This is a genomic window from Candidatus Poribacteria bacterium, assembly GCA_028820845.1.
GTDB lineage: Bacteria > Poribacteria > WGA-4E > WGA-4E > WGA-3G > WGA-3G.
Genome location: JAPPII010000036.1, coordinates 1 through 26,155, shown reverse-complemented (window position 1 = coordinate 26,155; position 26,155 = coordinate 1). Strand labels below are relative to the sequence as shown.

The 26,155-nt window shown below is 47.8% G+C and carries 24 protein-coding genes; 16 read left to right on the top strand and 8 right to left on the bottom strand.

The window, feature by feature from the left end; translation table 11 throughout:
- Positions 1-168: 168 nt before the first annotated feature.
- Both OXN25_09130 and OXN25_09125 read left to right on the top strand, forming a co-directional pair.
- Positions 169-951 (top strand): hypothetical protein, encoded by a 783-nt coding sequence (locus tag OXN25_09130; GenBank protein ID MDE0425017.1) that lies wholly within the window; start codon positions 169-171, stop codon positions 949-951.
- 44 nt (positions 952-995) lie between these two features.
- Positions 996-1,601, top strand: a complete 606-nt coding sequence (locus tag OXN25_09125) for a hypothetical protein (protein ID MDE0425016.1) — start codon at positions 996-998, stop codon at positions 1,599-1,601.
- Positions 1,602-1,628: 27 nt separating this feature from the next.
- On the opposite strand, the gene larB is transcribed toward OXN25_09125, so the two are convergent.
- The 6 genes from larB to OXN25_09095 form a co-directional block, all read right to left on the bottom strand.
- Entirely contained in the window at positions 1,629-2,378 is a 750-nt protein-coding gene (gene larB / locus OXN25_09120) for a nickel pincer cofactor biosynthesis protein LarB (GenBank protein ID MDE0425015.1), read from the bottom strand.
- A gap of 113 nt (positions 2,379-2,491) precedes the next feature.
- On the bottom strand, positions 2,492-2,902 hold the full coding sequence (locus OXN25_09115) for a YtxH domain-containing protein (GenBank protein MDE0425014.1): 411 nt from the start codon (positions 2,900-2,902) through the stop codon (positions 2,492-2,494).
- 169 nt (positions 2,903-3,071) lie between these two features.
- Positions 3,072-3,632, bottom strand: a complete 561-nt coding sequence (locus OXN25_09110) for a hypothetical protein (GenBank protein ID MDE0425013.1) — start codon at positions 3,630-3,632, stop codon at positions 3,072-3,074.
- A gap of 71 nt (positions 3,633-3,703) precedes the next feature.
- Positions 3,704-6,361, bottom strand: a complete 2,658-nt coding sequence (gene alaS, locus OXN25_09105; protein MDE0425012.1) for an alanine--tRNA ligase — start codon at positions 6,359-6,361, stop codon at positions 3,704-3,706.
- Positions 6,362-6,465: 104 nt separating this feature from the next.
- Complete coding sequence (locus OXN25_09100) at positions 6,466-7,146, bottom strand: regulatory protein RecX (GenBank protein MDE0425011.1); 681 nt, start codon at positions 7,144-7,146, stop codon at positions 6,466-6,468.
- 148 nt (positions 7,147-7,294) lie between these two features.
- A complete protein-coding gene (locus OXN25_09095) occupies positions 7,295-7,927 on the bottom strand; it encodes a ThuA domain-containing protein (protein ID MDE0425010.1) in 633 nt (210 codons plus the stop codon).
- A gap of 268 nt (positions 7,928-8,195) precedes the next feature.
- On the opposite strand from OXN25_09095, the gene OXN25_09090 reads away from it, so the two are divergent.
- Positions 8,196-10,169: a M12 family metallo-peptidase gene (locus tag OXN25_09090; protein ID MDE0425009.1), complete on the top strand. Its 1,974-nt coding sequence runs from the start codon at positions 8,196-8,198 to the stop codon at positions 10,167-10,169.
- Between the two features lie 34 nt (positions 10,170-10,203).
- Positions 10,204-10,716, top strand: a complete 513-nt coding sequence (coaD, locus tag OXN25_09085) for a pantetheine-phosphate adenylyltransferase (GenBank protein MDE0425008.1) — start codon at positions 10,204-10,206, stop codon at positions 10,714-10,716.
- A 14-nt stretch (positions 10,717-10,730) separates the two neighbouring features.
- Here coaD and OXN25_09080 read toward each other — a convergent pair whose 3' ends face one another.
- Positions 10,731-13,052, bottom strand: a complete 2,322-nt coding sequence (locus tag OXN25_09080) for a TonB-dependent receptor (protein ID MDE0425007.1) — start codon at positions 13,050-13,052, stop codon at positions 10,731-10,733.
- Between the two features lie 314 nt (positions 13,053-13,366).
- On the opposite strand from OXN25_09080, the gene OXN25_09075 reads away from it, so the two are divergent.
- The 7 genes from OXN25_09075 to OXN25_09045 all read left to right on the top strand — a co-directional run bounded on the left by OXN25_09075 (position 13,367) and on the right by OXN25_09045 (position 21,355).
- On the top strand, positions 13,367-14,368 hold the full coding sequence (locus OXN25_09075) for a Gfo/Idh/MocA family oxidoreductase (GenBank protein ID MDE0425006.1): 1,002 nt from the start codon (positions 13,367-13,369) through the stop codon (positions 14,366-14,368).
- Between the two features lie 76 nt (positions 14,369-14,444).
- Positions 14,445-15,206, top strand: coding sequence for an ABC transporter ATP-binding protein (locus OXN25_09070; GenBank protein MDE0425005.1), 762 nt, complete (start codon positions 14,445-14,447; stop codon positions 15,204-15,206).
- A 38-nt stretch (positions 15,207-15,244) separates the two neighbouring features.
- Complete coding sequence (locus OXN25_09065) at positions 15,245-16,018, top strand: phytanoyl-CoA dioxygenase family protein (protein MDE0425004.1); 774 nt, start codon at positions 15,245-15,247, stop codon at positions 16,016-16,018.
- A 20-nt stretch (positions 16,019-16,038) separates the two neighbouring features.
- Positions 16,039-17,046: a Gfo/Idh/MocA family oxidoreductase gene (locus OXN25_09060; protein ID MDE0425003.1), complete on the top strand. Its 1,008-nt coding sequence runs from the start codon at positions 16,039-16,041 to the stop codon at positions 17,044-17,046.
- Between the two features lie 309 nt (positions 17,047-17,355).
- Entirely contained in the window at positions 17,356-17,631 is a 276-nt protein-coding gene (locus OXN25_09055) for a CopG family antitoxin (GenBank protein MDE0425002.1), read from the top strand.
- Between the two features lie 192 nt (positions 17,632-17,823).
- Complete coding sequence (locus OXN25_09050; protein ID MDE0425001.1) at positions 17,824-20,319, top strand: CehA/McbA family metallohydrolase; 2,496 nt, start codon at positions 17,824-17,826, stop codon at positions 20,317-20,319.
- 61 nt (positions 20,320-20,380) lie between these two features.
- Positions 20,381-21,355: a zinc-binding alcohol dehydrogenase gene (locus OXN25_09045; GenBank protein MDE0425000.1), complete on the top strand. Its 975-nt coding sequence runs from the start codon at positions 20,381-20,383 to the stop codon at positions 21,353-21,355.
- Between the two features lie 112 nt (positions 21,356-21,467).
- Here OXN25_09045 and OXN25_09040 read toward each other — a convergent pair whose 3' ends face one another.
- Entirely contained in the window at positions 21,468-22,358 is an 891-nt protein-coding gene (locus OXN25_09040) for an EamA family transporter (protein ID MDE0424999.1), read from the bottom strand.
- Positions 22,359-22,489: 131 nt separating this feature from the next.
- Here OXN25_09040 and OXN25_09035 point away from each other — a divergent pair, with 131 nt between their 5' ends.
- The 5 genes from OXN25_09035 (at position 22,490) to OXN25_09015 (ending at position 26,137) form a co-directional block, all read left to right on the top strand.
- A complete protein-coding gene (locus OXN25_09035; GenBank protein ID MDE0424998.1) occupies positions 22,490-23,446 on the top strand; it encodes a cyclase family protein in 957 nt (318 codons plus the stop codon).
- Positions 23,447-23,708: 262 nt separating this feature from the next.
- On the top strand, positions 23,709-24,167 hold the full coding sequence (locus OXN25_09030) for a hypothetical protein (GenBank protein MDE0424997.1): 459 nt from the start codon (positions 23,709-23,711) through the stop codon (positions 24,165-24,167).
- Positions 24,168-24,210: 43 nt separating this feature from the next.
- A complete protein-coding gene (locus tag OXN25_09025; GenBank protein MDE0424996.1) occupies positions 24,211-24,789 on the top strand; it encodes a hypothetical protein in 579 nt (192 codons plus the stop codon).
- A gap of 29 nt (positions 24,790-24,818) precedes the next feature.
- Positions 24,819-25,022, top strand: a complete 204-nt coding sequence (locus OXN25_09020) for a hypothetical protein (protein MDE0424995.1) — start codon at positions 24,819-24,821, stop codon at positions 25,020-25,022.
- 257 nt (positions 25,023-25,279) lie between these two features.
- Entirely contained in the window at positions 25,280-26,137 is an 858-nt protein-coding gene (locus OXN25_09015; GenBank protein ID MDE0424994.1) for a hypothetical protein, read from the top strand.
- Positions 26,138-26,155: the final 18 nt, after the last annotated feature.

The window sequence follows — 26,155 nt, the reverse complement described above, 5'->3', positions numbered from 1 at the left end:
TTTATTTCGCAGCTATATTGATCACTGCTAACAAAATGTAAACACTACGTAGCAATTTTCATATTTTTCTTCATGCTCACCACTTTTTTTCGAGGACAGCTTGAGACGCTTTTAGGCACGACAGGGTGTCACATCTTCTTTTTTCTCTCCCTTGGATGCATATTTTTGATGATTCTCTTCATTGCCTGGCGGCGACACAAAGCATCGAATCATGAACTTGTCTATGTTGCGATGGGTCTTTGGTTTCTTTTTTGGGTAGTCCTGTCGCGTGATATGAAGCGTTACGACTTCTTTATTGGGCTTCCAGTCGCATTCTTTACGACTGAGTTGATATGCCGTATTGGATCATTTATAGCTGAAAAACTCAAGAACTCGACATTTCTGAGCATGGACTTTAGAGAATCACTGCCGCTGCATGTCATAAAAGTCGGTGTTGTTATCGTTATCCTTGCTGCCCTCATGTATTGGAAACCCACTGGAGAGTACGCGAAACGCGCAACTTTAGCTGCAACACGAATGCGCCAAGCCAGTCCCGGGAACACACCGGTCACAAAAGCATTTACATGGATGAAAGCAGAACTACCGGATACTTCAATTGTTGCTGCAAACTGGAACTACGGCAGTCAACTTAACGTTCTCGGCGGAGTCAAAACCATTATTGACCAAGATCATTACATACAGCATTGGATCTATCTATACAACGAATATGTCCGTAATGCCACTGATGCGCGAGCGGCGTTAGAATTTCTGAAAACCCACGGTGCGACACATCTTATGTTGACCCGAAAACAACCGCCGGAAGTTTACCTAAAAAGCGAGTTGCGTGACACATTTGTTCCTGTCTATCCCATAGATAATTTTGCAGAAGCCGAAGTTAAAGTATGGCAGATTCACTATCCCCCGGAGATCCGGCCGAATCCGAAATATCTCGCAACAGCACCAGATGAATAAACCCTCGCGGTTGGCTATCCCCACTATGAGCTGGGTACAAACCGATGTTTCGATTTCTTTTCTTTTCACTACTACTGGTATCCATCGGCGTGCTGTGTTGGCGAACACCGATTTCTGCACACGACGCTTTTTATCCACACCACCGTGAAGATTTTGAAAACATGACGCGTCGTCGTCAACTCAGAGGAACCGTTATCCTCAGTACGATAGTCTTCGTTGGTGTTGTAGGTGCGGTTATTTATGTCGCGTTGCGAAAAAGTATCGCCGATGACAAAACAGACCAAATAGAGACCAAAACAGTTCAAGAACGCTTGACATACGCTGCAAACAGTGCCGCAAAAGCGGCTCAACATGCCCTCAATGCTAAAAGGAACATCAAGGAAGCCGCCACGACTGCCCTCACAACTTACGCTGAAGCCTCTGGTGTAACATGGCGACCGCATTCTTATGGATCAGTCACTGCCGAATCCGTGCCATACCACATCCGATGCAAAATTGGAAACGATGTCGTCACCCTCAGTATCAATGCCAACGTCATCCACTTAAAGGCTGACCATCAGTTTTCTAAGACAGGTTTCAGTTCAGCAGGGGTATCGAAAGGTGTGAGTGCAACTGCCGTGCTAAAAATTAGAGGTGAGGAAGAGGCATAACATCTGAGATAGGAACTGACTGACCTGTTATGCTGTCAGTCGATTGATGAGTGAAGCACTATAACCGGCACCGAACCCGTTATCAATATTCACAACGGTGACACCAGACGCGCAGCTATTCAGCATACCCAAGAGCGCAGCAAGCCCGCCAAAACTTGCGCCATAACCGACGCTTGTTGGCACCGCAATAACGGGGCAATCCACCAATCCGCCGACCACACTTGGTAGTGCCCCCTCCATACCTGCAACGACGATAATAACGCGCGCCGTCAAGAGTTTCTCGTGATTGCTCATTAAGCGGTGCAACCCCGCAACGCCGACATCGTAAATCCGCTCCGGCTGGTTTCCCATGATCTGGACCGTTTCAGCGGCTTCCTCCGCAACAGGTAAGTCGGACGTACCCGCAGAAACAACGAGGATACCTGAAGTGCCTGCATCATTGGATTGTGAGACAGTGATTGTGCGACCCAGCACGTTATAGCGTGCTGCAGGCGCAATTTCCTTCACAGCTTCATACATATCGGGTGTGGCACGAGTTGCCAGGAGTGGATGCCCTGCTGCGAGGATACGTTCGCTAATCTGTTTCACGTGTGCCACCGTCTTCCCTTCGCAAAAAATAACTTCTGGAAATCCCGTCCGAAGTTGACGATGGTGATCGACTTTTGAAAACCCTAAATCTTCAAAGGGAAGCGTGCGGAGAGACTGCAAGGCATCGTCTATAGCAACTTTCCCGTCCTTAACCTGTTCAAGTAGAGTTTTTAATTTTTCAATTTCCATTCATTTAGCAATAGATAACAATAGAAGTTTTTGCAGTTCGTCCATTCGACACAGCTGCCCTGTAACCAGAGGAGCGGGCTTAACGCCCGCTCACTCTGCAGTATGAAAAATCTTTAGGCTTCCTCGGCAGCCTCTTCTTCGCTTTCCTCTGTGTCATTGACCCCTGGGATAGAGTTAGCGATTTTCGCACGAACATCGGCGGAGACTTTGCGACCCGCTTCCACAGCACCTTTGACCTGTTCACCTGCTTCCTGGATCCGCTCTTTACCGCTATCTACGATACCTTGGACGCTCTCTCTGCCCTGTTCCATGAGATGTTGAGCACTTTGCCGTGCGCTCTCAGAGGTTTGATGTGCTAACTCAACCGTCCGATTTTTTGCTTCAACGGATTTATCGCGAATTTTCTGGCGGGTCTCCCGACCAGAAGTCGGTGCGTAGAGCAGGCTGATAACAGCACCTGCCATAAAACCCGTGAAAAAAGCGAAAATCATTCCTAATCCATTGTTCTGTCCATTATTGCTCATTTCCTTTTCCTTTCTATGAAATAATTAATTCTGTTTTGGTGCAGTATATAACCCAAAACTTGGCGTTAAAGTTTACGAGAATCTGCGCAAAAAGTTTCAATTCCGATGCTCTTTTTTTTACAATTTTTTCATAGTGCATTGACCGCTATGCAAATCGCGCGCTATTCAACTATCCATCCGCTGCCTCGGACACTGAGGTTTCTCCTTCTTCTGGTTCGGGTGTTCGAGTGGAAGCAAAACTGTCCCAGCCTGCCTTGATGCCCTGCCACAAACTTATAACATCAGCCAGCGAGACAGCTAACTGATTACGGAAAAAAGTGGCTTGTTCAATCGTCTGCCCAGAAAAACCACTGACTTTCTGAACCAATTCCTCAAGCTCTTGAATACTTTGATTCAAGGCACCGCTCATCTCTTGGATATTATGCACAGTGGGTTGAATTTCAGACTCACTAATCCCTTGCAAGGAAGCCGTCAAACCGCTCAGGTTTTGTAGCAACGTTGGTAACTCCTCGTTCACTGCTTTCACAGTTTTGTCTACATCAGCTATCAATTCAGCGAGTTCCTGATTGACAATGCTTTCCGTAGAGTTTAAGGTGTTTCGGATGCTATTGAGTGAATTGCGTAGACTTCCAATCGCTGCACATAAATAACCCGCAAGAGCCGTAAGTCCAAGCAGCAAAATACCGAGGCTAAATTTCCAAAAAATTGAAGCAATAACACCCCAATCCATATTTTCTCCTTCGTGCGTAGCCCACCACACCGTTCTTCAGATACCTGTAAAAAGATGCGACATTTACGGGCTTAAGCCTGAATTTGTTTTTTGATGATTTCAGTCGTTGCACCAATTGCAACGTTCACTTTGTTTGGGTCTTTGCCGCCGCCTTGCGCAAGCTCAGGACGCCCCCCACCACGTCCATCTGCTAATTGGGTTAACTCAGAGATGATTTTACCGGCATGCAGACCGCGATTTTTCACAAGGTCGGAGGTCACACCCACCACAAAGGCTACAGCGTCTCCGTTAACAGAAGCAAGGGCAACCACACCAGATTCTAAGCGGTTTTTGAGTTCATCAACAAGCCGTCGCAAGCCGTCTCTATCAGTGTCTGCCACAACTGAAGCGACAACTCGCACACCCTCAACAAGCGCTGCGCCTTCGACTAAATCACCGATGTTAGCGAGTACTTGCTGTCCTTTCAGGTGTTGGAGTTCCTGCTCCAATTCGCGTTGCTCTTGTAGGAACCGTTCAATCCGTTCAGACAAGGCGGTTTTAGGTGTTTTCAGTAGATTCGCCACATCAGAAAGTAGGACAGTATCATCTTGAACAGTCGTCACTGCTGTAGTACCAGTCAATGCCTCAACGCGTCTAACACCCGCAGCAATACTACTCTCACCCATCAGTTTCACAAAACCGAGTTCACCCGTTGCTCCAACATGTGTACCCCCGCACAATTCAACACTATATTCACCAGCCTGTACAACACGTACGATGTCGCCGTATTTGTCGCCAAAGAAGGCTAATGCCCCTTTTGCTTTCGCTGCATCCAAAGACATTTCGCTTATGGAAAGCGGATCATTTCCACGAATTTTTTCATTGACAAATCCTTCAATGTCGCGGAACTGTGCTGCAGATACAGCCTCGTAATGCGAAAAGTCAAACCGCAGCCTACCGGCTTCAACAAGCGAACCTGCTTGCCCGACGTGCGTTCCGAGCACACGGCGCAATCCACTGTGTAGGAGATGGGTTGCTGTGTGACTTATGGCAACGGCACTTCGGTGTTCGGCATCAATTTCCGCATGCACAGCAGCATAGGGCGTAATTTCTCCTTCAACCACCTTACATTTATGAACGACCAAGTCAGCAGAAGGTCTGAGTGTGTCTTGCACATGTAACTTCGCGTCCTGGCTTTCAATTGTGCCGACATCGCCAACCTGCCCACCAGACTCGCCATAAAAAGGCGTACGATTCAGCAGCACGAATACCTCGTCCCCTTGTTGTGCACTTGCCACCGATTCAGAATTAACAATTAAAGAGACAGTTTCTGCCTCGGCGTTGTCTTGCGTGTAACCGACAAACTCCGTCTCGCCATGTTCTTTAAGGACTTCGGCGTAAACAGAAATTTCTTCATCTTTCGCGCCGCCTTTTGCTTCCCACGCCGTTCGTCCGCGCGACCGTTGCGCTTCCATGCTCTCCTCGAACCCTACCTCATCAACAGTGAATCCACGTTCGCGTGCAAGCATCTGGGTCAAATCGAGCGGGAAACCGAAGGTATCATACAACTCAAATGCCCGTTTTCCATCGAGTTGCGTTTCATCCAACTCTGTCAGCGTATCGAATGAACCATCAAGGAGTTCTAAGCCGCGTTCAATTGTTTGATGGAAGCGATGCTCTTCACCTTGAATTGTGCGGGTGATAAACTCACGACGTGGCAGGACATCAGGAAAAACATTACCGAGCAATTCGATAACCTTATCAACGAGCCGGTAAACGAAGGCTTCGTTCATATTTAATTTTTTACCATAAAGCACAGCGCGCCGTAGAATTCGGCGGATAACGTACCCGCGTCCTTCGTTAGATGGCATGACTCCGTCACCGATTGCGAACGTTAAACACCTGATATGGTCAGCAATAACCCGATGTGGCAACCCGCGTTCATCATCAGAATAGGCGGTGTCCGTCATATCAGCGATTGTCGCTAAGAGTGGCGTGAATATATCTGTCTTATAGTTTGAATCAACGCCTTGCAATATGGAGGTAATCCGCTCAAACCCCATGCCTGTGTCTACATGCGTTGCGGGGAGAGGTTCAAGCGTACCGTTTTCGTTCCGATTGTATTGAATGAACACAAGATTCCAAAATTCAAGGAACCGGTCGCTGGTGTTTGGACCGGCATCAGGATCATCCGCTGTTTCAGGAAACGCCTCCACACCCATGTCAATAAACAGTTCACTACAAGGACCACAGGGACCGGTGTCTCCCATTTCCCAAAAGTTGTCCTTATCACAGCGGCGGATACGCGAGAGGGGCAGGTCAGTCTCTTGTAACCAGAATTTTTCTGCTTCGTCGTCATCCAGATAGACCGTTGCCCAGAGGCGTTCCTTGGGAATCCGCCAGAGCTCGGTTACCAATTCCCACGCAAAAGCGATGGCTTCCTGTTTGTAATAATCTCCAAACGACCAGTTTCCGAGCATCTCAAAGAAGGTTTGATGGCTTGGTGAGTATCCGACCTCTTCAAGGTCATTGTGCTTGCCACTGACGCGCAAACATTTTTGTGTATCAACGGCGCGCGTATACTCTCGTTGTCCGATCCCGAGAAACACATCCTTGAATTGGTTCATGCCAGCGTTGGTAAACAAAAGCGTTGGGTCCCCGGCGGGTATCAAGGATGCACTTGGGACAACCGTGTGTCCGTGTTTGCGAAAGTATTCAAGAAAACCGGTTCTAATTTCGTCTGATGTCATATTTAAATTCCCCCTACCTCTTCTGCTCCAATTATAGTCTACTTTATATGGAGAAGTCAAGACAAAAATCTCGGCAGACCGCTTTAATATATCGCACGAAAGGGTTAAAAAATTTGCTCAAGTACCTGTCGCACAACTTCCGATCCGAACCCGCGGCGCGCCAAAAATCCATGTAATCGGCGTTTCGCGACATGAACGGGTAACTGCCGATACTGCTTCACTCGTTTCTGAGCAATTTGCAGCGCGAGGGTCGCTTCGTCTTCAGCCTCTACTTGTGCCACAGCTTGTTCGGCAGTCTCGCGATCAACGCCTTTGTCAAGCAGTTCATGTTTTAGTAGGGTCTTTCCTCGCGGATTTGATTTTAGCCTACGGACTATCCAATTCTCTGCGTACTTTCGGTCGCGAATATGCCCTGAGTCAATCAATTCCTCAACCGTTGTCTCAATGGCTTTTTCCGAAAATCCTTCTCGTGCAAGCCGCCGTTCCATCTCACTTTTGGTATAGGTTTTTGACCTTCCCGCAGGACGAGAATCCTCCGTTTCGTCATCTATTTCGTTATTCGTCTCCTCACGGAGCAACCTTAGGGCGTAGTTTTTGGCGCGCATGACCTCATCGGCGGCGATCAATTTCTCAATGACTTCGGCTTCAATCTGCAAACCGATGCGTAACCCAAAATTTTCGACCAAAACGGCATGAATTACAACAAACGGGGCACCATCGAGAAAGAGTTGACGATGTGAAGGCAATTCAGGAACTGCCTGAATATCTGTAATTCGCTGTCTCATGTCCTTCTACTACTTTTAGAAGACGGCTGTCGTAGAATGGGCGTGGTAATAAGCGCGAGGCTGAAGGGTCCTGTTTAAAAACCTGCAATTACGAAGACCTCGCGCTTCAACGAGAGGGTGTACGTGCTCTAACAAAAGGTTACAACACCTATTGACCGTTACTCCTACCTGCCCAGAGTGCACCGCGCTGCAGGAGTGTTCCAAACATTTCGTGCTGACATGCCGCTGCATCGTGACCGAGTGCGAGGTAGAAAACTTTACCTTCACCCCAGTTTTTCGTCCACGCTACCGGTGCTGCGTCACCTTTCCATAATGCTGATGCAAGCACATGGTTCCGGGGATCGTAATCGAGGATGTATTGCTCATCCGTCACGACAAACTCATCAAGTCCTTCTGTAATTTCGTGCTCGCTATCGACGATGCTGACTTGGTAGTCGCGGTAACGTGGATGTGTGACAAAATAGCCACCGACCATCGAACGATACTCTGGACACCCGCGGAATGAATCCGCTGCGGAGTGTACACCGACGTAGCCTTTACCTGAAGCGACATGGTTGAGCAGACCGTTCTTCTGTGCGTCCGAAATCTCACCGACTGTGTAATAGAAAACAATGAGATCGTAAGGATCCAGATTCGGTGAGACGAGGGCATCAAGGTCTTCCTCGACTCTGGTAATCTCAAATTCATCTCGCTGTGAAAGCACGTTCACGATTTCATCACTACATCCCTTCCAATCGTGAATCGCACCGCCTGCAAAAACGAGTGTGTTAATCTTTGCCATTCGTTAGCCTCCTTGTTATGTAATACCATTTCTGATTGAAATTGTAGCATAAACTTTCAGTTTGTGCCTTCTTGTAGCATAGGAAACCGTTGGTCTCCTGCGCATTCAGGTGCCGTTAATGTGGTATAAACTTTTAGAAATGGTATAATATTGCTATTATATCACACGTGCAGAAATGTAGGCAATTTTTTTCGTAGACTTGCGTAGCGTTATTAATATGACGTGTTTTTCACTTGATATTTTTCTCAAAGATGCTACCATAACACGCATGACGAGATTCATAAACATATTCCTCTATGTATCGTTCTTACTCCTCGCTATTGGCTTCGCAGGTCACTATATTTCAACCGGAGATTTATCATCTCGGAGATTTGCACAACCGCCAGAAAAACCGATACCCCTTGCTGAGTTTAATCACAGATCTCGTATTTACGATATCGCGTTTTCACCTGCAGATGTTTCTCTTGTAGCAAGTACCAACGTTAACAACTCGATAAAATTGTGGAATTTAAAAAAACTATCGGAACCCCAAGCAGTCCTCAACGGACACACTGATGTCGTTAAATCAATCGTGTTTTCACCGAGTGGGGAACTGCTCGCAAGTGCAGGTTTAGATGGCGAAGTTATACTGTGGGATATCGCTTCAGCAGCAAAAATCAGCTCCTTTAAGGCGACCTGCTTAGCAATCGCTATCTCGCCGAATGGGCATGTCTTAGCGACTGCGGGACATCACTTGCAGCTTTGGGATATCCGCAATCCTAAGAAGATAACAAAGATGAGTACGCTCCCGCATGACGAATCTACGACAGACCACACTTGGATATGGACGGTTGATTTTTCACCTGATGGAAAATGGCTGGCATACGGAGATGAGGCTGGCAATCTCAAGGTTTGGGATGTAGAACGTCAACAATTTACGCACTCCGAGAAAATCTTTTCAGATAAAATATTCTCTGTCCAATTTTCAACAGACATGCGTTACTTTATAGCTGCTTCATTCTACGATCACGCTTTATGGCGTTTGCCAGCATGGGAACTTCACGGAAAGGTGCTGGGTGAAGCCTTAAACTTAGATGTTGCGTTTTCCCCTCATGGAAACATATATGCAACTTCTGATCTCGGTGGTCTAATCCTGCGATCCATAGTGAGCGGAGAACGGATCACTTCGATTTCGCTTGGAGATTCAAAAAAAGCAACGTGGTCAGTTGCCTTTTCATCCGATGGCAATATACTTGCGGGTGGGGGTAGAGATGAAACGCTTCGGCTGTGGGATGTTTCAGCGCAGCAATTAGCAAGGATGGACACGACTCAACAAGACATGGTTAGGCTTATCTATTTTTTGTCGAGGGAATCTGCACCGCAGCGCGGAATTCCTGATAAATTGGATAGATTGATAAAACAAGCACAACATTTTTACGCCGCTCAGATGGACAATAACGGGTTCGGGGCGAAGACCTTTACGTTTGAAACCGATGCCCAAGGGAAAGCCAAAGTATTTTTGGTCATCGCGGAACACCCAGACGCGTATTACGATGAAGATACGACTATAAAGATCAGATCGGAAATTTTCGACAAATTTAATCCTTCAAAGAACGTTTTGCTTGTGGCCGTAGATATACAGAGCGGTATTTTTCACAAAAAGCAAAAAGGGAATATCAGGACGATTGGGCAAGGCAATACTACGACCTCCGTCTATAGCGAGAACTTAAAAAGGGCACTCCATGGCGGACGCGCTTTCGTTTCCGCCGCTCCTAAGGATTTACATTGGGATACGATTGCGCATGAACTCGGGCACGCGTTTGGCTTGGCACACGATTTTCGTGGAAGTAACCCCAGAATCATGTCATACGCAAGCGGAAGATCCAAGTTATCTAAATGTGCCACTGAATGGCTGGATAAAAGCCGATTTTTTAACCTCAATCGTCCCTTCTTTGATCAGCCAGCCACCCTTGAGATGCCCTCGCTTCCAGATGTATCTGGTTCAACCTCCTTCTTATTTGATATTGAAGATGAAGATGGGGTTCATCAAGTCCAGTTGATCGTGCCAACAACACCTGACGATCCTGTCACAAAAGAGGGTTTCAAGCTGCACAGTTGTCAGCGATTAAATGGGAGGCAAAAGGCTACGGTTGCGTTTGAGTTGGAGAGAACCTTTCCTAAGAAAATTACGCTCCAGATGATAGATATACACGGAAATATTGTATGGAGAACATTTGACATCAGTAAAAATTCAACAAAATGAAGATAGCAACTTTACCAAGCAGGAGAGGAAAAATATGCCGAAGAAAATCGCCATCTTTCCAGCCAGCTTCGACCCCGTCACCAACGGGCATGTCGACCTCATTGATCGGATTTGCAACCTTGATATTTTTGACGAACTCATTGTTGCTATCGGCGTTAACCCCGCCAAACCGGCGCGTTTCACGCTTGAGGAGCGCACCGAGATGCTTGAAATTGTCATTGGATCGTATCCGCAAGCCAAGATTGATGGCTATACTGGACTAACGGTGCATTACGCGCAGAGACGCGAGGCATGCGCTATCATCCGTGGGCTACGTGAAATTTCTGACTTTGAGTGGGAGTTTAAAATGGCACGGATGAATCAGCAGATTGCCCCGGATATTGATACGCTCTTCATGATGGCAAATACCCAGTACGCACACATCAGTTCAACACTCGTAATGGAAGTTGTAGAAATGGCGCAACGGAAGGTTAGTGAGGAAAAATTACGGGAGATGGTACCAGAAATCGTAGTTGAATTTATCAAGAAAAAATTTGAGATCCTGTAAATGGTCGCCAACCGTTAAAACCGATTGTCCAAGCTTAGACTCACATTGAAACCCGGTGCATTTATACCCGAACCGTGCGGACGATACCGCTTATCAAGTAGATTATCAAGCGAGAGTGTCAAACGCGTATAATCAAAGAGTCTAATCCCGCCGCGGAGGTTGAGCGTCCACCATCCGGGGGTGCCAGCATCTAAAGCGTAGCCGTTAGCGTCGAACTGAACCTCCGCTGGATCGCGCGTTGTCCCTTGGATACGTGGGTCGCGGATATCGCTTCTGTTCAACCGTCTCTGTTCGGCTGCACCGCGCACAAAGAACATCGCCCAATACGGGGTATTTACGGGTTCCCACTGGACCCCAATGATGCCGTTTAACGGCGGCTCTCTACGCGTGCGTGCTTCCCAAGGTTTACTCGGATCCGGTGCTACGCCATTAATCGTGAGTACCTCCCCACGTATCAATGCCACATTCCCAAAAACCGACCAAGTAGATTGAATCGGGACAAGTCCGGCTAATTCAACGCCCTGAAACTGTGCCTCATCAACATTATCAAAGACGAGTACGTCAATATCTTTGTACTGTTTGATTAGGTCTTGGTGGAGCTGAGGTATCGGTTCACCTTTCTCTTGGTATGCCTCTTGAACAGGTTTGCGCGCAACTAAACCGTTAACCCTGCTGTAGAAGAGCGTTAAAGCACCCCGGAAGTAGGAATGTTGTGCCTTGAATCCAACTTCAGCTGTCCACGAAGTTTCCGGTCTCAGATCAGGACTCGGTGCCGTAACACCTTCATTGGTGACTTCTACCGCCGTTGTGTCATTCAGAGAGGGGGCGCGGAAGGCTGTTCCAAAACTACTGACAAAGTTCAGGTATTCTGTTAAACCAACCACCACACCCGCACTTCCCGTCACACTGCTGTCGAATTTACTGAAGACATCAAAAGCCGGATCTCGGACGGAGAGGTCTGCATTGGTTTGATAAAACGTTGCGCGACCGCCAAGGGTGAGTTCTACTCGGTCATGCAACATAATTTCATCTTGAAGATAGAGACTGGCATCCCAGAATTGAGAACCGTTAATGAAGCGTCCAACGTCATCGTTAATATCTTCTTTTTTAGTTTTAAGGTCGGTTTTGATGGTCTGACTCTGCAACATGTCCAAGTAAAATTCACCACCACCGACCAAGCGTTGACGCGGAAGGATTGTGCTAATCGCTTGTGCGCTTAGGCCGATGGTGTTAACCGTATCATATCGCTGCCGTCGAGATGTCGATCCAAGTTTTAACTCGTTTCGCCCCTCTTTTTGACGATGATAAGAAGTTGTCAGACGGAAGGTATCAATGCCCGCTTTTATCGGATTAATTATGTAGTTGGCGTAAATGAGGTCCCGATTTTGTGGCTCAAAACAGAATTCGTCAAACTCTCTGGGTGCCATTTTATCATAGCGAGGTGTTTGCGGCTGTCGCCACATCTGATAGGCAATATTTATCGTACTGATATCGTTGAGTTGGTAAGCGATTTTTGCATCGGCATCGTAGGCTTCCCATCCCAATGGTCCCTCGTTATCAATGAGCCATCTGTCCGGGGGTGTCGCCGGCATCTTATTAAAGAGTTTCACGCCGCTTGGTTTTTCGTTGACTATTTCAAACTTCCGATTTTTGTAGTGGAGATCGTACCCGCTTCCAGGGTTTACATCACCGTAGGATCGCATACCACTACCAACGATAAATCCAAATCGTCCTTGATTTCCTGTGACCTCTAACCTACCAAGCTGCTCCTGTGTAGCTGTAGAATAGCGAGCAAGTAGCCGCGGATAGATTTCCCAAGTTTCCTGCGATGGATCGAGGGGCACCTCTTTCGTAAACATGTTGATAACACCGCCCATGGCACCGCTTCCATATAACGTAGAACTTGAACCGAGCAATACCTCTGCTCGCCCTAAGGTTTCCGGTGCAAGAGTTGCTGTGTACTGGTTTGGTCCTGAGCGAAATGTTGAATTATTGAGACGTACCCAATCAATCTGTATCAACGTCTGGTAACCCGTTAAGCCCCTGAGTAAAGGAGAACCTTGCCCGACTGTCGTCTGCTGTGCCATAACACCGACCGCGTCACGCAGCAGGTTAGACGCGATGTCCGCATTGGTTCGCTCTAACTGCTTTAAGTTGAGGACAGTGATTGTATTAGGTGTTTTGAAAGGGTCCTTCTCGGCGCGTGTAGCCGTAACCGTTATCTCCTCCATCGTGACAACTTCTTCGTCGCTTTGGTTTTCCGCACCTGCGCGTGGCACCCAAATCATCAACAAACTTAAACCTATAAGAAAAAAAAGATAAAATACTTTTTTCATTAGCACATTCCCCTTCAAACCCACTTTTCTGGGCATCTCCTGCCGATCCTATCTCATCAGCACTTCCGCTTTACCCTACTGTAGCAAATTACGTGCCATACACAATTCAAGATAAAACAGGCGAATTTCGACCAATTTCTGCCATAATTTGTTCAGTACTGTTCATTTTCTGAACACTTTCACCTCCGTTGAAGTAATTCGCAAGTGCATCTATACAACATATCCGCATTCAGAACGAAAAATTAAGACTTGCTTTTTGTCAGAGGCTGTGATAGTTTGTATACCAAGATTTAAGTATAGGAGCGATAATACAATTGCCAAAACAGAAACTAAACTTTGCTTTCATCGGATGTGGTGGTAACGCGCGCGGACATGGACGGAGTGTATCAAGCGTTGAAGATGTAGAGATTGTTGCGCTCGCGGATCCGAGTGACAGTTCACTCAGTGCCTTCAAGGAGAATGTCGGTTTAGATGCATCTGTCCCTACTTACGCCGACCACGTTGAGATGTTAGCCGCTGCGAAACCTGATGCCGTGGTCATCAGTTCACCGCACGGTCTCCATTTCCAGCACATCATGGACGCGCTTGATGCCGGATGCCATGTGCATACCGAAAAACCGATGGTCTGCACGGTGGACCATGCCAAACAGGTCATAGCAAAAGTGGAAGAGACCGGTCTGCACTTGATGATCGGCTACCAACGCCACCTGAGTCCTACCTATCAATACTGCCGCAACGTCGTCCAGAGCGGTGAATTGGGGCGGGTTAACTTTGTCGCCGCGCAGCAATCTCAGAACTGGTACCGAAATCAACAGGGCAAATGGCGGCAAGATCCGTTCCTCGGTGGCGGCGGTCAACTGAACGATTCAGGGAGCCATCTGATTGACATTCTTCTCTGGGTATTGGAAGCGAGTCCGGATACCGTCTTCGCAATGATTGATAACTTAGATATCGAGGTAGATGTTCTCACTGCGATGTCGATTAAATTCGATACGGGTGCATTGTGCAACATCAGCATTGTTGGGCACGCCTACGGCGGGGTGCAAGAAGCATTTTCAATCTGGTTGGATGAAGGTTCGCTCTATCTCCGTGACGGCACGCTCTATCGCCAAGGACGGGAAGGTAGACCGGAGCCTGTTGATGCATCTGAGATGCCGGCATCAGGGAACAAAGATGTTGCTTTTATTGAACTCATCCGCGGTGAACGTACAGAGAACCCGATTGGGGTCGAGAACGGCTTACGCGTCATCCAACTCACCGAAGCCGCATGGCAATCCGCCGAACTCGGTAGACCCGTCAAAGTGGATCTGAGTTAAGTTTGCAACGGTTTCTCTGGACTGGCAAAGCGAATCTGAGAAGAAAATTCGATGGTTTCATAGCGAATTGTTAAAAATGCTTGATGTCCAAAACTTGTGTAAATCCTTTGACAAAAAGCCGTTCCTCACGGAACTCACATTTCAGGTAGCAGCTGGGGAGTGTCTTGTGCTACTTGGCAGGAACGGTGCGTGTAAAACGCTTCTGCTCAATATCTTAGCAACTTTAGTTGAACCGACATCAGGCAGCGTCTCTATCAACGGCATAGATGCATTTGCAAACCTCAAACAGGTACGTCCATCTATCGGGTATATCCCCGTTGCCTTCGAGGGATACCCTGAATTGTCTGTTGCAGCGTATCTCAATTTTTTTGCGAGGGCATATAAATTAGAGAAGCGCGCGCGGGCATCAGCAATTGAGGCCGTGCTGGAACTTATGGACATTCAACACCTACGCGAGGCTAAAATTAGTACCTTATCAACAGGGGAACGGCAACGACTCTTGTTCGCCAAAACCTTTCTTCATGAGCCACAATTGTGGTTGCTCGATGAACCGCTCACCCCGCTTGATCCGGGCGGGCAGCTCGAAATGATCGAGCTGCTTGGTGAACTCCGATTAATGGAAAAAACTGTCGTCATCGCTACCAACCGCCTTGAGGATGTCCCACAATTATGTGGAACCGAATTTCAAGACAAAACATCTATCGGAATCCTTGAGAGTGGACGATTTGCTGTGCTTAAGACGTTTCGAGATCTACGCGAGGAAAGCACTGAAGCCGATACCACAGAAACCCTTCCCCCAAATTGGTTAAATGAAGTTTTAGCGCAGCTTGCAAGCTAAAACTTTCTCTACAAAAGTCTGGAGGTCAGAAAAACATAATGTCAGATATAGGAAAATTCTTTGACGAAAACGGATACTATTTCGCCAAGGGAGTCTATTCGCCTGAAGAAATCACGGCAATGGAAAACGACTTTGATCGGGTCGTGGATCAGCTCCTTAAAAGTGATGAAAACGTCAATGCGCGTTGGGGTGGTAGATTGATGGATGCCCTTGATGGCGGTGAGTCTGTTATCATCCATACGCACAATATCCAAAGCTTCTCTGGTGTTTGGATGCAAGCATTCATGCAAGAGAAGTTTCTCGATATTACCGAAGCCATTCTCGGCCCCGATATTATGCTCCATCACTCCAAACTCTTCTGCAAGCCGCCAGAAAAAGGTGCTCCATTTCCGATGCACCAAGATTGGCAGTATTTTCCGTCCGTTAAAGACAGCATGATCGCTGCTATCATCTACGTCTCGGAAGCCACCGATGAGATGGGGTGTGTCCGCGTCTATCCGGGTTCCCATAAGGAGCTGAAACGTACTGATGGCATGATGGGTAGTGGAAAAAATGCTGAAGTTACTGATCGATACCCAATTGAGAATGCAACCGTTTTAGAAGCGGAACCGGGAGATGTGCTTTTCTTTAGTTACTTCACACTCCACGGTTCAATGCCGAACTATTCAAATCAGACGCGAAAGAGCGTTCTCGTTCAGATGCTCGCGGGTGACGATGAGATCGAAGCCGAGAATCGCCACACCAATGTCAAACTCGTGCTCCGTGGCTGGAACCATCTCGCAACTCGCTCTTCTGTCGGAAGAATTATCTAAAAAATAGTAAGGAGAATTTTATGATTAAAGTCGCAAAGATTAGTATGGCGCATGTCCACGCTGGTGGTTATGCTCGAAAAATTAATGAAAACCCTGAAACCGAACTCGTTGCTGTCTGGGACGAAGAGGGCTTTGACCATAGCGGGGGCGGTAGAGATGCCGCAGAGCAATACGAAGTCCCGTTCTATACCGATCTCGATGAAGTCCTCAGTCGTGACGATGTAGACGCAGTCGCTGTTGACGCAATCACGTCCGACCATCCGCGTGTGATAATCGCCGCTGCTGAAGCCGGGAAACATATCTTCACCGAAAAGGCACTCGCGATTACTGTTGCGGAATGCGATCCGATTATCGAAGCCGTTGAGAAAGCCGGTGTGAAGTTTATGATCTCGCTGCCTTCCCGTGCTAATCCTGAAATTCTGTTTGCGAAAAAAGCAATTGACGATGGACTGCTCGGGGACATCACATTCGGTAGGGGACGGATTGCACATTCCGCCGCGTTGGATAGCTGGTTCAGCGGGACAAGTGCTTGGTTTGCAGATCCCGAGCGCGCAGGGGGTGGTGCCCTCTTTGACTTGGGATGCCACCGGGTCGATGTCATCCGATGGCTAATGGGTGAGCCTAAGAGTGCTATCGCCAAGATTAACAACTTCACCGGCAACTTCCCGATTGATGACAACAGCGTTTCGGTTGTCGAATTCGCGAACAAGGCACTCGGCGTGATTGATGTTGCGTGGACACACCGTTCTGGTCCGAACATGCTGGAGATCTATGGTACAGAAGGTTCGTTTGCTGCGGGACACGGCGAAATGCATTTTGAAACCCGTAAACTCTCTGATGAAGAAAAAGCGGAATATATCGCGAACGCACCGCCAGCACCACCCGAACCGATGCAACAGTGGATTAACGCCATCCTTCGCGATGAACCGATGACAATTACGATTCAAGATGGACGGAATCTTACCGAGTTGATGCAAGCGTTCTATATGTCTGCTGAACAAGGGCAGTCAATTGATTTTCCGCTCTAAGGTGTTATGCCAAATCCACGTTATATACTTCAGGACTTACGCAAATTAGGTAAATATCGGATATTTAAACGCAAAAAGTAGGAATCTCTATCCTTTAAACCCCTAAATTCCCTTACCAGAGGGACTTTAAAAAAAATGCGTAAGTCCTATACTTGAATGTGCGAAAGGATGTGACCAATTCAGGATGTATATTCCGCTGCTGGACAGACAGATGCCGGCCGCTATCTGATTGTATTTTCATCCAGAAAGAGAAAAATCTTGCACTCATTCTGAGTGCCCGCGATATGGATCAAAAGGAGAGAAGAAGGTATGAAAGAAAATAAAGACGAACAGGTTACCAGTATATCTAAGGCACGCACTCTGGAAGAGATAGCCGACTATTGGGACACGCATAGCTTGGCTGACCACTGGGATGAAACACATGAAGCCAATTTCGAGGTTCGGATGCAGCGAAAGTGTCGTGTAACACTTACCCCAGAGATCTATAAAAAAATCGAAAAACAAGCCCTGGCACAGGGAGTTTTACCGGAAACTTTGGTTAACTTGTGGTTAGCTGAACGCCTCCACGCGATCGAATCATCGTAGGAGATAATTGCCTCGAAACAACTATAAGTTATACCCTTCTATTCGAGTAGATTGCATAACGAATGTTATTCAGGAATTTCTGAAAAGGAGTTTGTTCCAAGCAATATAGAAAAAGAACTTACAAAACAGAAGTAAAAATTCGCTGAGTTGGAAGACAAACTCACTGAGTAAAACCAACAAAGGAAGCATATCATGCCAGACTATCAACCTATTTCACTTTCTAATCTGTGTAACGTGGGGACAGAAATTATTGGCGAGAACGCAACACCGAGCGTCGGGGCACAGACGTTCCACGGGCTTCCCTTCGACATCGCTGAGGGTGGAACCTGTTTCTTGGGCTTTGGCGAAGGTGTTAACACTGATTCCGCCCAAATTCCTATCAACGTCGACCCAAAACGGATTATCTTTGTGCATCGCCTACTCGAATCCCGTATACCTGAAGGCGAGCCGATTGGCAGACTAATTGCCAATTACATTTTCCATTACACTGACGGTGAAACCGTGAACGTCCCGATTCGTGAACGTTTTGAGATCGGTGGTGTACCACAGGGATGGGGACAACAGACCTTCCTCGCGATACCTGACCGACAGGAGAGTTTAGCAGCACGTTATGAGGGAGCGTGGGGTTCAGCGGGCAACCGACAAACGGAGGTGAGCCAAGGGACACCGCGCGACTACTATTTGTGGGTGTGGAAAAATCCGAGGGACGGTGCTGAAGTCGCGTCAATCGAAATCCAACCACAAGAACGGAAATTTATTGTTGCGGCAATCACGCTCGGCTATCTCGACGAAGATCCGATACCGCGTCGTCCCCGCCGCGAAGTCAAAATCACACTGCCGCAAGCCGAGGATGCCGATAAACCCTTTGATATGGAAGTCAATGTGGATCGCGGCGTTGCGACCTACCCGTATCCTTTACCGGAGAACGCGCCAGAGGCCTTTATCAATGATGATTTCAAAGGTTGGGGTGAATCGCAAAACAACAAGAGCAGCCCAGCGTATGTTGAAGTATCTGCCACGCCTTCCGCGACCGTCGAAGTCAAGAACCAAGGTGAAACACTTGGGAGCGTTAACTGGGGTGAAGTCCAAGAAAAAGGTGCTATCCAACCCAACGAACGCGTCAAGGTAGAAGTTATTGACTCTGGCAGGAACTGGGTACATACCACCGTAATTGACGAAGATACAAACAGACCTGTGCCGTGTCGTATTCACTTCCGTTCTCCGCACGGCGTGCCGTATGCGCCACATGGTCACCATGCACACGTCAACTCAAATAATGGCACATGGCACATAGATGTCGGTGGCGATGTGCGACTCGGACAGATTAGTTACGCCTATATTGACGGCACGTGTCAGGGATGGCTCCCTCGCGGAGACGTTATCGTTGATGTCGCTCGCGGCTTTGAATATACGCCGCTGCGGACGACTGTTAACATAAAACCCGGGCAACGTGAGTTGACGCTCCGCATAAAACGGTGGTGCGATATGAACGCCGAACGCTATTTCAGTGGCGACACACACGTTCATTTCTTGTCCACACAAGGCGCACACACCGAAGCACAAGGTGAAGACCTTGGGGTCGTGAATCTTCTCCTGTCTCAGTGGGGTCACCTCTTCACGAATACAGAGGAGTTCATCGGTAGACCCACGACATCCGCCGATGGACGGAGCATTGTCTATGCCACACAGGAGAACCGCCAACATCTCTTAGGGCACCTCACCCTCCTCGGTTTAAAGGAACAGGTTGCACCGTGGTGTTCTGACGGACCCGGAGAAGCCGAACTCGGTGGAAACATGGAGGTCACGCTTTCACATTGGGCAGACGCATGTCATGCGCAAGGCGGAACTGTTGTCTTACCTCACATTCCGAACCCAAATTGTGAACCGGCGACACTCATTGCTACCGGACGTGTAGATGCTGTTGAATATCTTACCAACGCCATGTATGGACATATCGAGTACTACCGTTACCTCAACTGCGGCTATAAATTACCGCTTGTCGGTGGGACAGACAAGATGAGTAGCGATGTGCCGGTAGGTGTTTATCGCACTTATGTCCACATTCCTGATGATGAAGAATTCAATTACGATAACTGGTGCAAATACATGAGTGCTGGCAATACCTTCCTTAGCGGCGGTCCTATGATTCGTCTCACTGTTGATGGGCAGCCAATTGGTAGCACGATTAATCTTCCGGGTAATGGTGGCACCGTTGAAGTTGAAGCCGCTGCGGATTCCATCTTCCCGATCCACACGTTGCAGATTATTCAGGCCGGTCAGGTCGTTGCTTCCACTGAGGACAAAGAGGGCAAAGCGCATCTACATCTGAAAGCCAACCTGAAAGTGGATAAACACTCGTGGATCGCTGCACGATGTGGTGGACCTAACTATGCGCAAGCCGTCCCGCACCACGATGGATGGGGACGTGGGATCATTGCACATACTTCACCTGTCTATATTGCTGTCGGTGGTGAATGGTGGATGTTTGATCCAGAAACGGCGAACTACATGTTAACCTTGATTGAAGGTGGATTGTCCTATATCCAGCAGACAGCGCGCCATCACGAACACGGAACGGTGACACACCACCACGGCGAGGATGACCATCTGGAATTCCTCTCTCGTCCGTTCCAAGAAGCACGTGAGGCGATCCATCGTCGGATGCATCAATTAGGTATCCCGCATTAATTAAGAACCGTTTTCAGTTCACGGCACACAGAGTGTGCCTACTACTCTTAAGGAGACAAGCATGCCAAGGGAATTAGTCGCGGTTGCCCCTCGGCAACCCGTTTTGAGAGAATATGAGGACGGACCGGTTCCGGCAGATAGTGTTCGCGTCCAAGTCGAATTCGGCGCGCCCAAACGCGGCACCGAATTGACAGCGTACTACGGATACAACAACGCAAGTTTTCCATTGCGACTTGGGAATATGTGTGTCGGGAAAATCATTGAAATCGGGGACGAGGTTGAAGGTTTCGAGATTGGAGAACGCGTGACCAGCCACGGGCATCTCAAGGAAACGCACACATGGGACGCAAAACGGGTGCTCAAGCTGCACGACCAGATGACGTGGAAGGAAGCCGTCTGTTACGACCCAGCGCACTTCGCGATGTCTGCGATTCGGGATGGAAAAGTGCGTGTTGGCGAGCGGGTTGCTGTCTTCGGGCTTGGTGCAATCGGGTTGATGACGGTGCAGATGGCACGGATTGCGGGTGCGGATTTCGTCGCTGCCGTAGATCCGATTGAAAGACGGCGGAAAGTCGCTGCAAAAACTGGTGCGGAACTTGTCATCGACCCAACTGCCTGTAATACTGGCGAAGTGCTTAAAGAAGCGACCGGCAGGCTTGGCGTTGATGTGGCTGTAGAAACCAGTGCAATCTATGAGGCACTCGATGATGCTCTCCGCTCGGTCACCTTTGAGGGAACAATCGTCTACGCCGGACGCGCGAAAGCATGTACAGGCGGACTTGACCTCGGTGCCGTCGCGCACGTCAACATTCCGAACATAATCTTTGCGCGCGCCAACAGCGATCCGAACCGCGATCATCCACGTTGGAATTTCAAGCGTATTATTGATACCTGCTGGAAGTGGCTTGCTGAAGGACGATTTGACTGTGAAGATGTTGTTGATCCCGTTGTACCATTTGAAGATTCAGTCGAGGCTTACATAGAGATGGACAACCATCCTGAACGGAGCGTCAAATTAGGGGTGTCCTTTGGGTAGTCTTTGTCCGTTAGGACCTACGCGAAATTGCTCCTGTTACTGAGGCAATCGGAAGATTGGAAGGATGGAAGTGTGAGTGGAAAGCACCGTTATCTGCCATCCTTCCTTTAGACTACTGATATGCAATCAAAAAAATGCCCAATACCATCACAACAGCGGCAATAAATCGGCGTTGTGTATAGGTCTCTTTCAAGGCGTACCCACCGAGCAAAACAACGAAAATGACAGAACACTGCCGAACCGCGGTTACGTAACTGACTTTCTCTGTCATCAAGACATAGAGGATAAGCGAATAGGAGGTTAACGAAAGTCCAACGATAGCGAGGGCGCGCTTCCATTCCGTTCGTCCAATCTGGACAATTCGCTTGTGTGGAAATCGGACGAGGCAGGTCAAACTGTAAAAGGTTTGCGAGATACTGTTTTCCATTAAATAGTAGGTTACGGCTCGCCACAAGGGTGCATCTGTCGAATAGCGATGGAATTCGGACATCCCTTGCTTGTCTATCAGTGAGTATCCAATAACGCTCGCCAGTGTTGCATAAGCCCAAAGTGCATCGGGTTCGCGAAGGAAGCGAAAAAACGCTTTGAACTGGATACGGGCTTCACGTTGTTGATAGAGTAGTATAGAGGCTATTACACATAAGATACCTATCGAGCCTTGCGCGGAAATTCGTTCCTTTAGGAAAAGAAAGGCAAAGAATGGCAAAAAGGCAGGCGCAGCACGTGTAATTGGATAAATAAACGAAATCTCGCCAACGGTATAAGCGTGCGTCAAAAACAGACGGTATAACAGATGAACCAGTGCGGAACTCACAATATAGACCCATAGGGATTTTGGAATTATCGGTTGCTTGATACCAAAGGCAACAAACGCTATGACTATGGTATAAAATCCACACCAAAAAAAGAGGATGCGTGTATCTCTACTGGATTTGCTATAGAAATTCCATAAAGCGTGGCAAAATGCTGATAGCAGAATTAAGGCAATTGAAGTAAAAGCCATAGGACCTTTCGTCTTTGTAGGTATAGAATCTGTGTCTATTCGTTAATGGCTGTCAGCAATCAGTTAAGAGTTTTTTTGTTTAGTATTAATCTCTTACGGCTGACTGTTGACTACCATTTCAGGAGGTAATTATGTACGAAAAATCGAAAAAACACAAACTTTTTATTTTTTTTGGGCTTGTCTTTGGCGTACTTGCCCTTACAGCAACTGTTACCCTCACACAAGAATCGTGGTTCCCTTCCGAATGGGGTGCCGACGATCGGCGGGGTGCTGTCAACCGACTAACCTCTGAGAAGGTACTGGAAGCAGCGAGTTTGATTAAAACCGGTGAAGTCTTTCAACTCGGCAGGGTCTATGAAAGTGGCATCCCTGTCTTCGGGACGCGGCACTATAGCCTGCGGATTCCGGCGATGTCAGGTCCACTGGGTGAGAATAAAACCACGTGGTTCGAGGAGATCTTCAGCGGTGAGATCGGTCAGATTGGCACGCAATTTGACGGTCTCGGTCACATCGGTATCGGCGACCTCTATTACAACGGATTGCACCAGCGCGATTTCGCTAAAGCCGAAGGCCTGACGGAACTTGGTGTCGAGAATGTGGGACCTATCGTGACGCGCGGTGTTCTCATTGACGTTGCTGGCTATAAAGGCGTTGAAACTCTCGGCGACAGTTATGAGATTACGCGTGCCGATCTGGAGGGTGCCTTGAAAAAGCAAGGTGTTGAGATTACGCCGGGTGATGTCGTTGTCATTCACACGGGTTGGGGTAAATTCTGGATGACGGACAACGATCGCTACGGTGCCACGGAGCCCGGTATCGGAATGGAGGCGGGGCAATACCTCGTCGATCAGAAGATTGTGATGGTGTGTTCCGATAATTGGGGAATTGAAGTTGTCCCGAACCCAGATGAATCACTGGCATTTCCAGTACATCAACTGTTCATCGTCAAACACGGTATTTACAACCTTGAGAACATTATCACAGAGGAGTTAGCAGCAGCAAAGGTTTACGAATTTGCCTTCAGTTTCGCGCCACTCCGCCTCAAAGGTGCAACAGGTTCTCCCGGCAATCCGATCGCCATTCGTTAGTTTATCACGGGACAGCACCACCCCTGCTGTCCCATACCCCTTTCTTTTTCCTATCCGCGTCTGCACAAATCCGTGCAGTTAGACTTCCCTTTGCCCTATTTTGTGCAGCGAATACCCCTGTTAAACCCACTAAATCCGTAATATCTCTACATTCTGTCTTATACTTTAATTTGGCACGTAAATTGCTCATTAATTCCTCAGTGTAGTGTGTTTTAATTTCTGACGCACCAATTCGTCTCTGATCTACACAAGGAAGTTGACAATGCTTAGACTCACACCACTTATTTCTTTAATTAGCATTCTACTGGTTGGCTGTACGGCACCGGCACATTTAATGCACACATCTGAACTCTCACAAGAGGAGAAAATGCAGCAGACGATAGCCGTATGGAAGGACACACACATCTCAAAGGCTCTTCAAAAATGGGGATCACCGACTGAAGTGAGCGATGACGGAACGGGTTGGCAAACGTATATCTGGGAAATACCTGTACACGGTTTCTTAGCCAAGCAAGAAAGCCGGGCGCGGAGCTACCAACTCCGACAAGACCATCCGATTCATCCTCGACATCACCGTGGCGGCATGCGGGCAGTCGGTGGAAGATATATATCAACCGATTACACTTACCAACTCACATTTTATACGCGTCCAGACGGTGTGATTTCCAAAACTGAGATAAAAAAGAATTATGACCCAACAAGCGAATTTAAATGGAAGTAGCGGTATTTAGGGCTATTTACTCATGAAACGGAGGTAAAAATCCATGTCAAGTAGAGACTATTCTTTGCGCGTATGTATAGCAATCGGAGTGTGTCTACTCATGGCGGGCTGCGCACCACTTCCAAAACGAATAGCGGCTACACATCTATCCTGCAAGGCGTATCCATCACTCGTTGATGGCGATCTCGCCACAACCGGCTTCCTGAAGGTAAAAGGCTTTGTTGAAAAGGACAATCCTGCTTATAAGTACAGTCTCCAATATGGCGACTGGGTGGAAGGTAAACATAAGACTGAAGCCTTGATTCAACTTGACATGCTTACACCTGTCGCTTACATTGAGGTGCATCCCGTTTCAAACATTTATCGTCTTTCGGTAGAAACATCGACCACAGAGATGGGGCATGAAAAAGCACCTCTCTTTGAGCCAGTGATAAGTCATAAGATTGCCAGATCCGAAAACGGTGGCGTGATACGCATTGACATCGACAGACCCGCGCGGATGCTAAGAATTGGTATCTATGTCAATCGTGATTTAGCGCACACCATACGAGAACCATTGACTGGTAAAACTAAAGTGTCCTTTGAGGATGTTGTGATTCGAGAAATTCGGGTGTATCAGTGATAGAAACCAAAGTAACAGGAGTTTTAAAAATGAACAGATTCACAATCGCTTTATATTTTCTGTTTATCGCAAGCCTCTTGGTTGGAGGATGTACGGCACCGGCATTTTTGATGGATCCACCAGAGTCGTTACCATTATCGCCAGATGAAAAAGTACAGCAAACCATGGAAACATTGATGGGGAGTCCCATTTCAAAAGGCGATTCAGAAGTGGGGTACACCGCACGGTCTTAGTGACGACGATGCAGGCTCGCGCATCTATATGTGGCAGATATCCGCACAGGCATTTCTTACGCCACAAGATAACAGCATCCTTTCTCAACGGTTTCCCAAGGTTTTGAACAAGGCGACAGCACCCGTTCTGCCTACAGATGATATCTATGAACTTATGTTTTATACGGACGCAAAGGGTGTAATTTACAAAACGCTCACAAAAAGGGATCAAGTCTCAAGGTTTTCCTCAACGGACTTTAACGCTACAAAATAAGACAATGAAACTTCCAACAATTTCCATTGCATCCCATCGCGTGACGCGGCTCATCATCGGTGGCAATCCATATAGCGGCATCTCACACCGCTCCGCAGCGGCATCGCAAGCCATGATAGATTACTACACAACGATCCAAATTATAATGGATCTCCGGCAGGCAGAGCGGAATGGCATTAATACCGTCCTCGCTCGCGCCGATAGACACATCATGCGCGTTCTCAACGAATACTGGAACGCAGGCGGCACCATCCAGTGGATTGCGCAGACTCCCAAAGACACAGAATACGCAGACCTCAACGAATATCTACAGATTATTGCCGGCTATAAACCGCTTGCGATCTATCACCATGGTGGAACGACTGATAAGTTGTACGCAGAAGGACGACTCGATTCATTGCACGACAGCCTCAAATACATCCGCGATCTCGGTTGTGCGGTCGGACTCGGCACACACGATCCGCAGGTTCTCAAGTATTGCTATTCCGAAGGATACGATGTTGACTTTTATGTCTGTGCGTTGTATAATCATACAAGACACAGAGAGTTATATCTACCTAATGATCGCTATACAGCATTTTCCGCTATACAAGCGATACCGATGCCGATAATTGCTATAAAGGTATTAGCCGCTGGCAGAAACGAGCCGCGAGAGGCACTTCGACTTGCGCTTGAAAACATCAAACCGACGGACGCGATGGCGGTCGGAATGTATACGCAGTTTCAACCCGATCAGATCCGTCAGAATGCACTAACTGTCGCTGAACTTATCAGGAAAACAGAGAATGAATCGAATTGTAGAACCAGAAGTGATGGATACCCAAAAAGCCGCCGAAGCCTACGATGCGATGGAGCACGGTGAGGTTGATCAGGCTTTCGT

Excerpts from the sequence above, each read along its gene's own strand:
- OXN25_09035 (MDE0424998.1), top strand. The coding sequence starts at position 22,490 with ATGTACGAAAAATCGAAAAAACACAAACTTTTTATTTTTTTTGGGCTT.
- OXN25_09055 (MDE0425002.1), top strand. The coding sequence starts at position 17,356 with ATGAAAGAAAATAAAGACGAACAGGTTACCAGTATATCTAAGGCACGC.
- OXN25_09110 (MDE0425013.1), bottom strand. The coding sequence starts at position 3,632 with ATGGATTGGGGTGTTATTGCTTCAATTTTTTGGAAATTTAGCCTCGGT.
- OXN25_09115 (MDE0425014.1), bottom strand. The coding sequence starts at position 2,902 with ATGAGCAATAATGGACAGAACAATGGATTAGGAATGATTTTCGCTTTT.
- OXN25_09020 (MDE0424995.1), top strand. The coding sequence starts at position 24,819 with ATGAACAGATTCACAATCGCTTTATATTTTCTGTTTATCGCAAGCCTC.
- OXN25_09025 (MDE0424996.1), top strand. The coding sequence starts at position 24,211 with ATGTCAAGTAGAGACTATTCTTTGCGCGTATGTATAGCAATCGGAGTG.
- OXN25_09040 (MDE0424999.1), bottom strand. The coding sequence starts at position 22,358 with ATGGCTTTTACTTCAATTGCCTTAATTCTGCTATCAGCATTTTGCCAC.
- OXN25_09015 (MDE0424994.1), top strand. The coding sequence starts at position 25,280 with ATGAAACTTCCAACAATTTCCATTGCATCCCATCGCGTGACGCGGCTC.
- OXN25_09050 (MDE0425001.1), top strand. The coding sequence starts at position 17,824 with ATGCCAGACTATCAACCTATTTCACTTTCTAATCTGTGTAACGTGGGG.
- larB (MDE0425015.1), bottom strand. The coding sequence starts at position 2,378 with ATGGAAATTGAAAAATTAAAAACTCTACTTGAACAGGTTAAGGACGGG.
- OXN25_09065 (MDE0425004.1), top strand. The coding sequence starts at position 15,245 with ATGTCAGATATAGGAAAATTCTTTGACGAAAACGGATACTATTTCGCC.
- OXN25_09030 (MDE0424997.1), top strand. The coding sequence starts at position 23,709 with ATGCTTAGACTCACACCACTTATTTCTTTAATTAGCATTCTACTGGTT.
- OXN25_09045 (MDE0425000.1), top strand. The coding sequence starts at position 20,381 with ATGCCAAGGGAATTAGTCGCGGTTGCCCCTCGGCAACCCGTTTTGAGA.
- OXN25_09100 (MDE0425011.1), bottom strand. The coding sequence starts at position 7,146 with ATGAGACAGCGAATTACAGATATTCAGGCAGTTCCTGAATTGCCTTCA.
- OXN25_09080 (MDE0425007.1), bottom strand. The coding sequence starts at position 13,052 with ATGAAAAAAGTATTTTATCTTTTTTTTCTTATAGGTTTAAGTTTGTTG.
- OXN25_09125 (MDE0425016.1), top strand. The coding sequence starts at position 996 with ATGTTTCGATTTCTTTTCTTTTCACTACTACTGGTATCCATCGGCGTG.
- OXN25_09070 (MDE0425005.1), top strand. The coding sequence starts at position 14,445 with ATGCTTGATGTCCAAAACTTGTGTAAATCCTTTGACAAAAAGCCGTTC.
- OXN25_09090 (MDE0425009.1), top strand. The coding sequence starts at position 8,196 with ATGACGAGATTCATAAACATATTCCTCTATGTATCGTTCTTACTCCTC.
- alaS (MDE0425012.1), bottom strand. The coding sequence starts at position 6,361 with ATGACATCAGACGAAATTAGAACCGGTTTTCTTGAATACTTTCGCAAA.
- OXN25_09060 (MDE0425003.1), top strand. The coding sequence starts at position 16,039 with ATGATTAAAGTCGCAAAGATTAGTATGGCGCATGTCCACGCTGGTGGT.
- OXN25_09130 (MDE0425017.1), top strand. The coding sequence starts at position 169 with ATGATTCTCTTCATTGCCTGGCGGCGACACAAAGCATCGAATCATGAA.
- coaD (MDE0425008.1), top strand. The coding sequence starts at position 10,204 with ATGCCGAAGAAAATCGCCATCTTTCCAGCCAGCTTCGACCCCGTCACC.
- OXN25_09095 (MDE0425010.1), bottom strand. The coding sequence starts at position 7,927 with ATGGCAAAGATTAACACACTCGTTTTTGCAGGCGGTGCGATTCACGAT.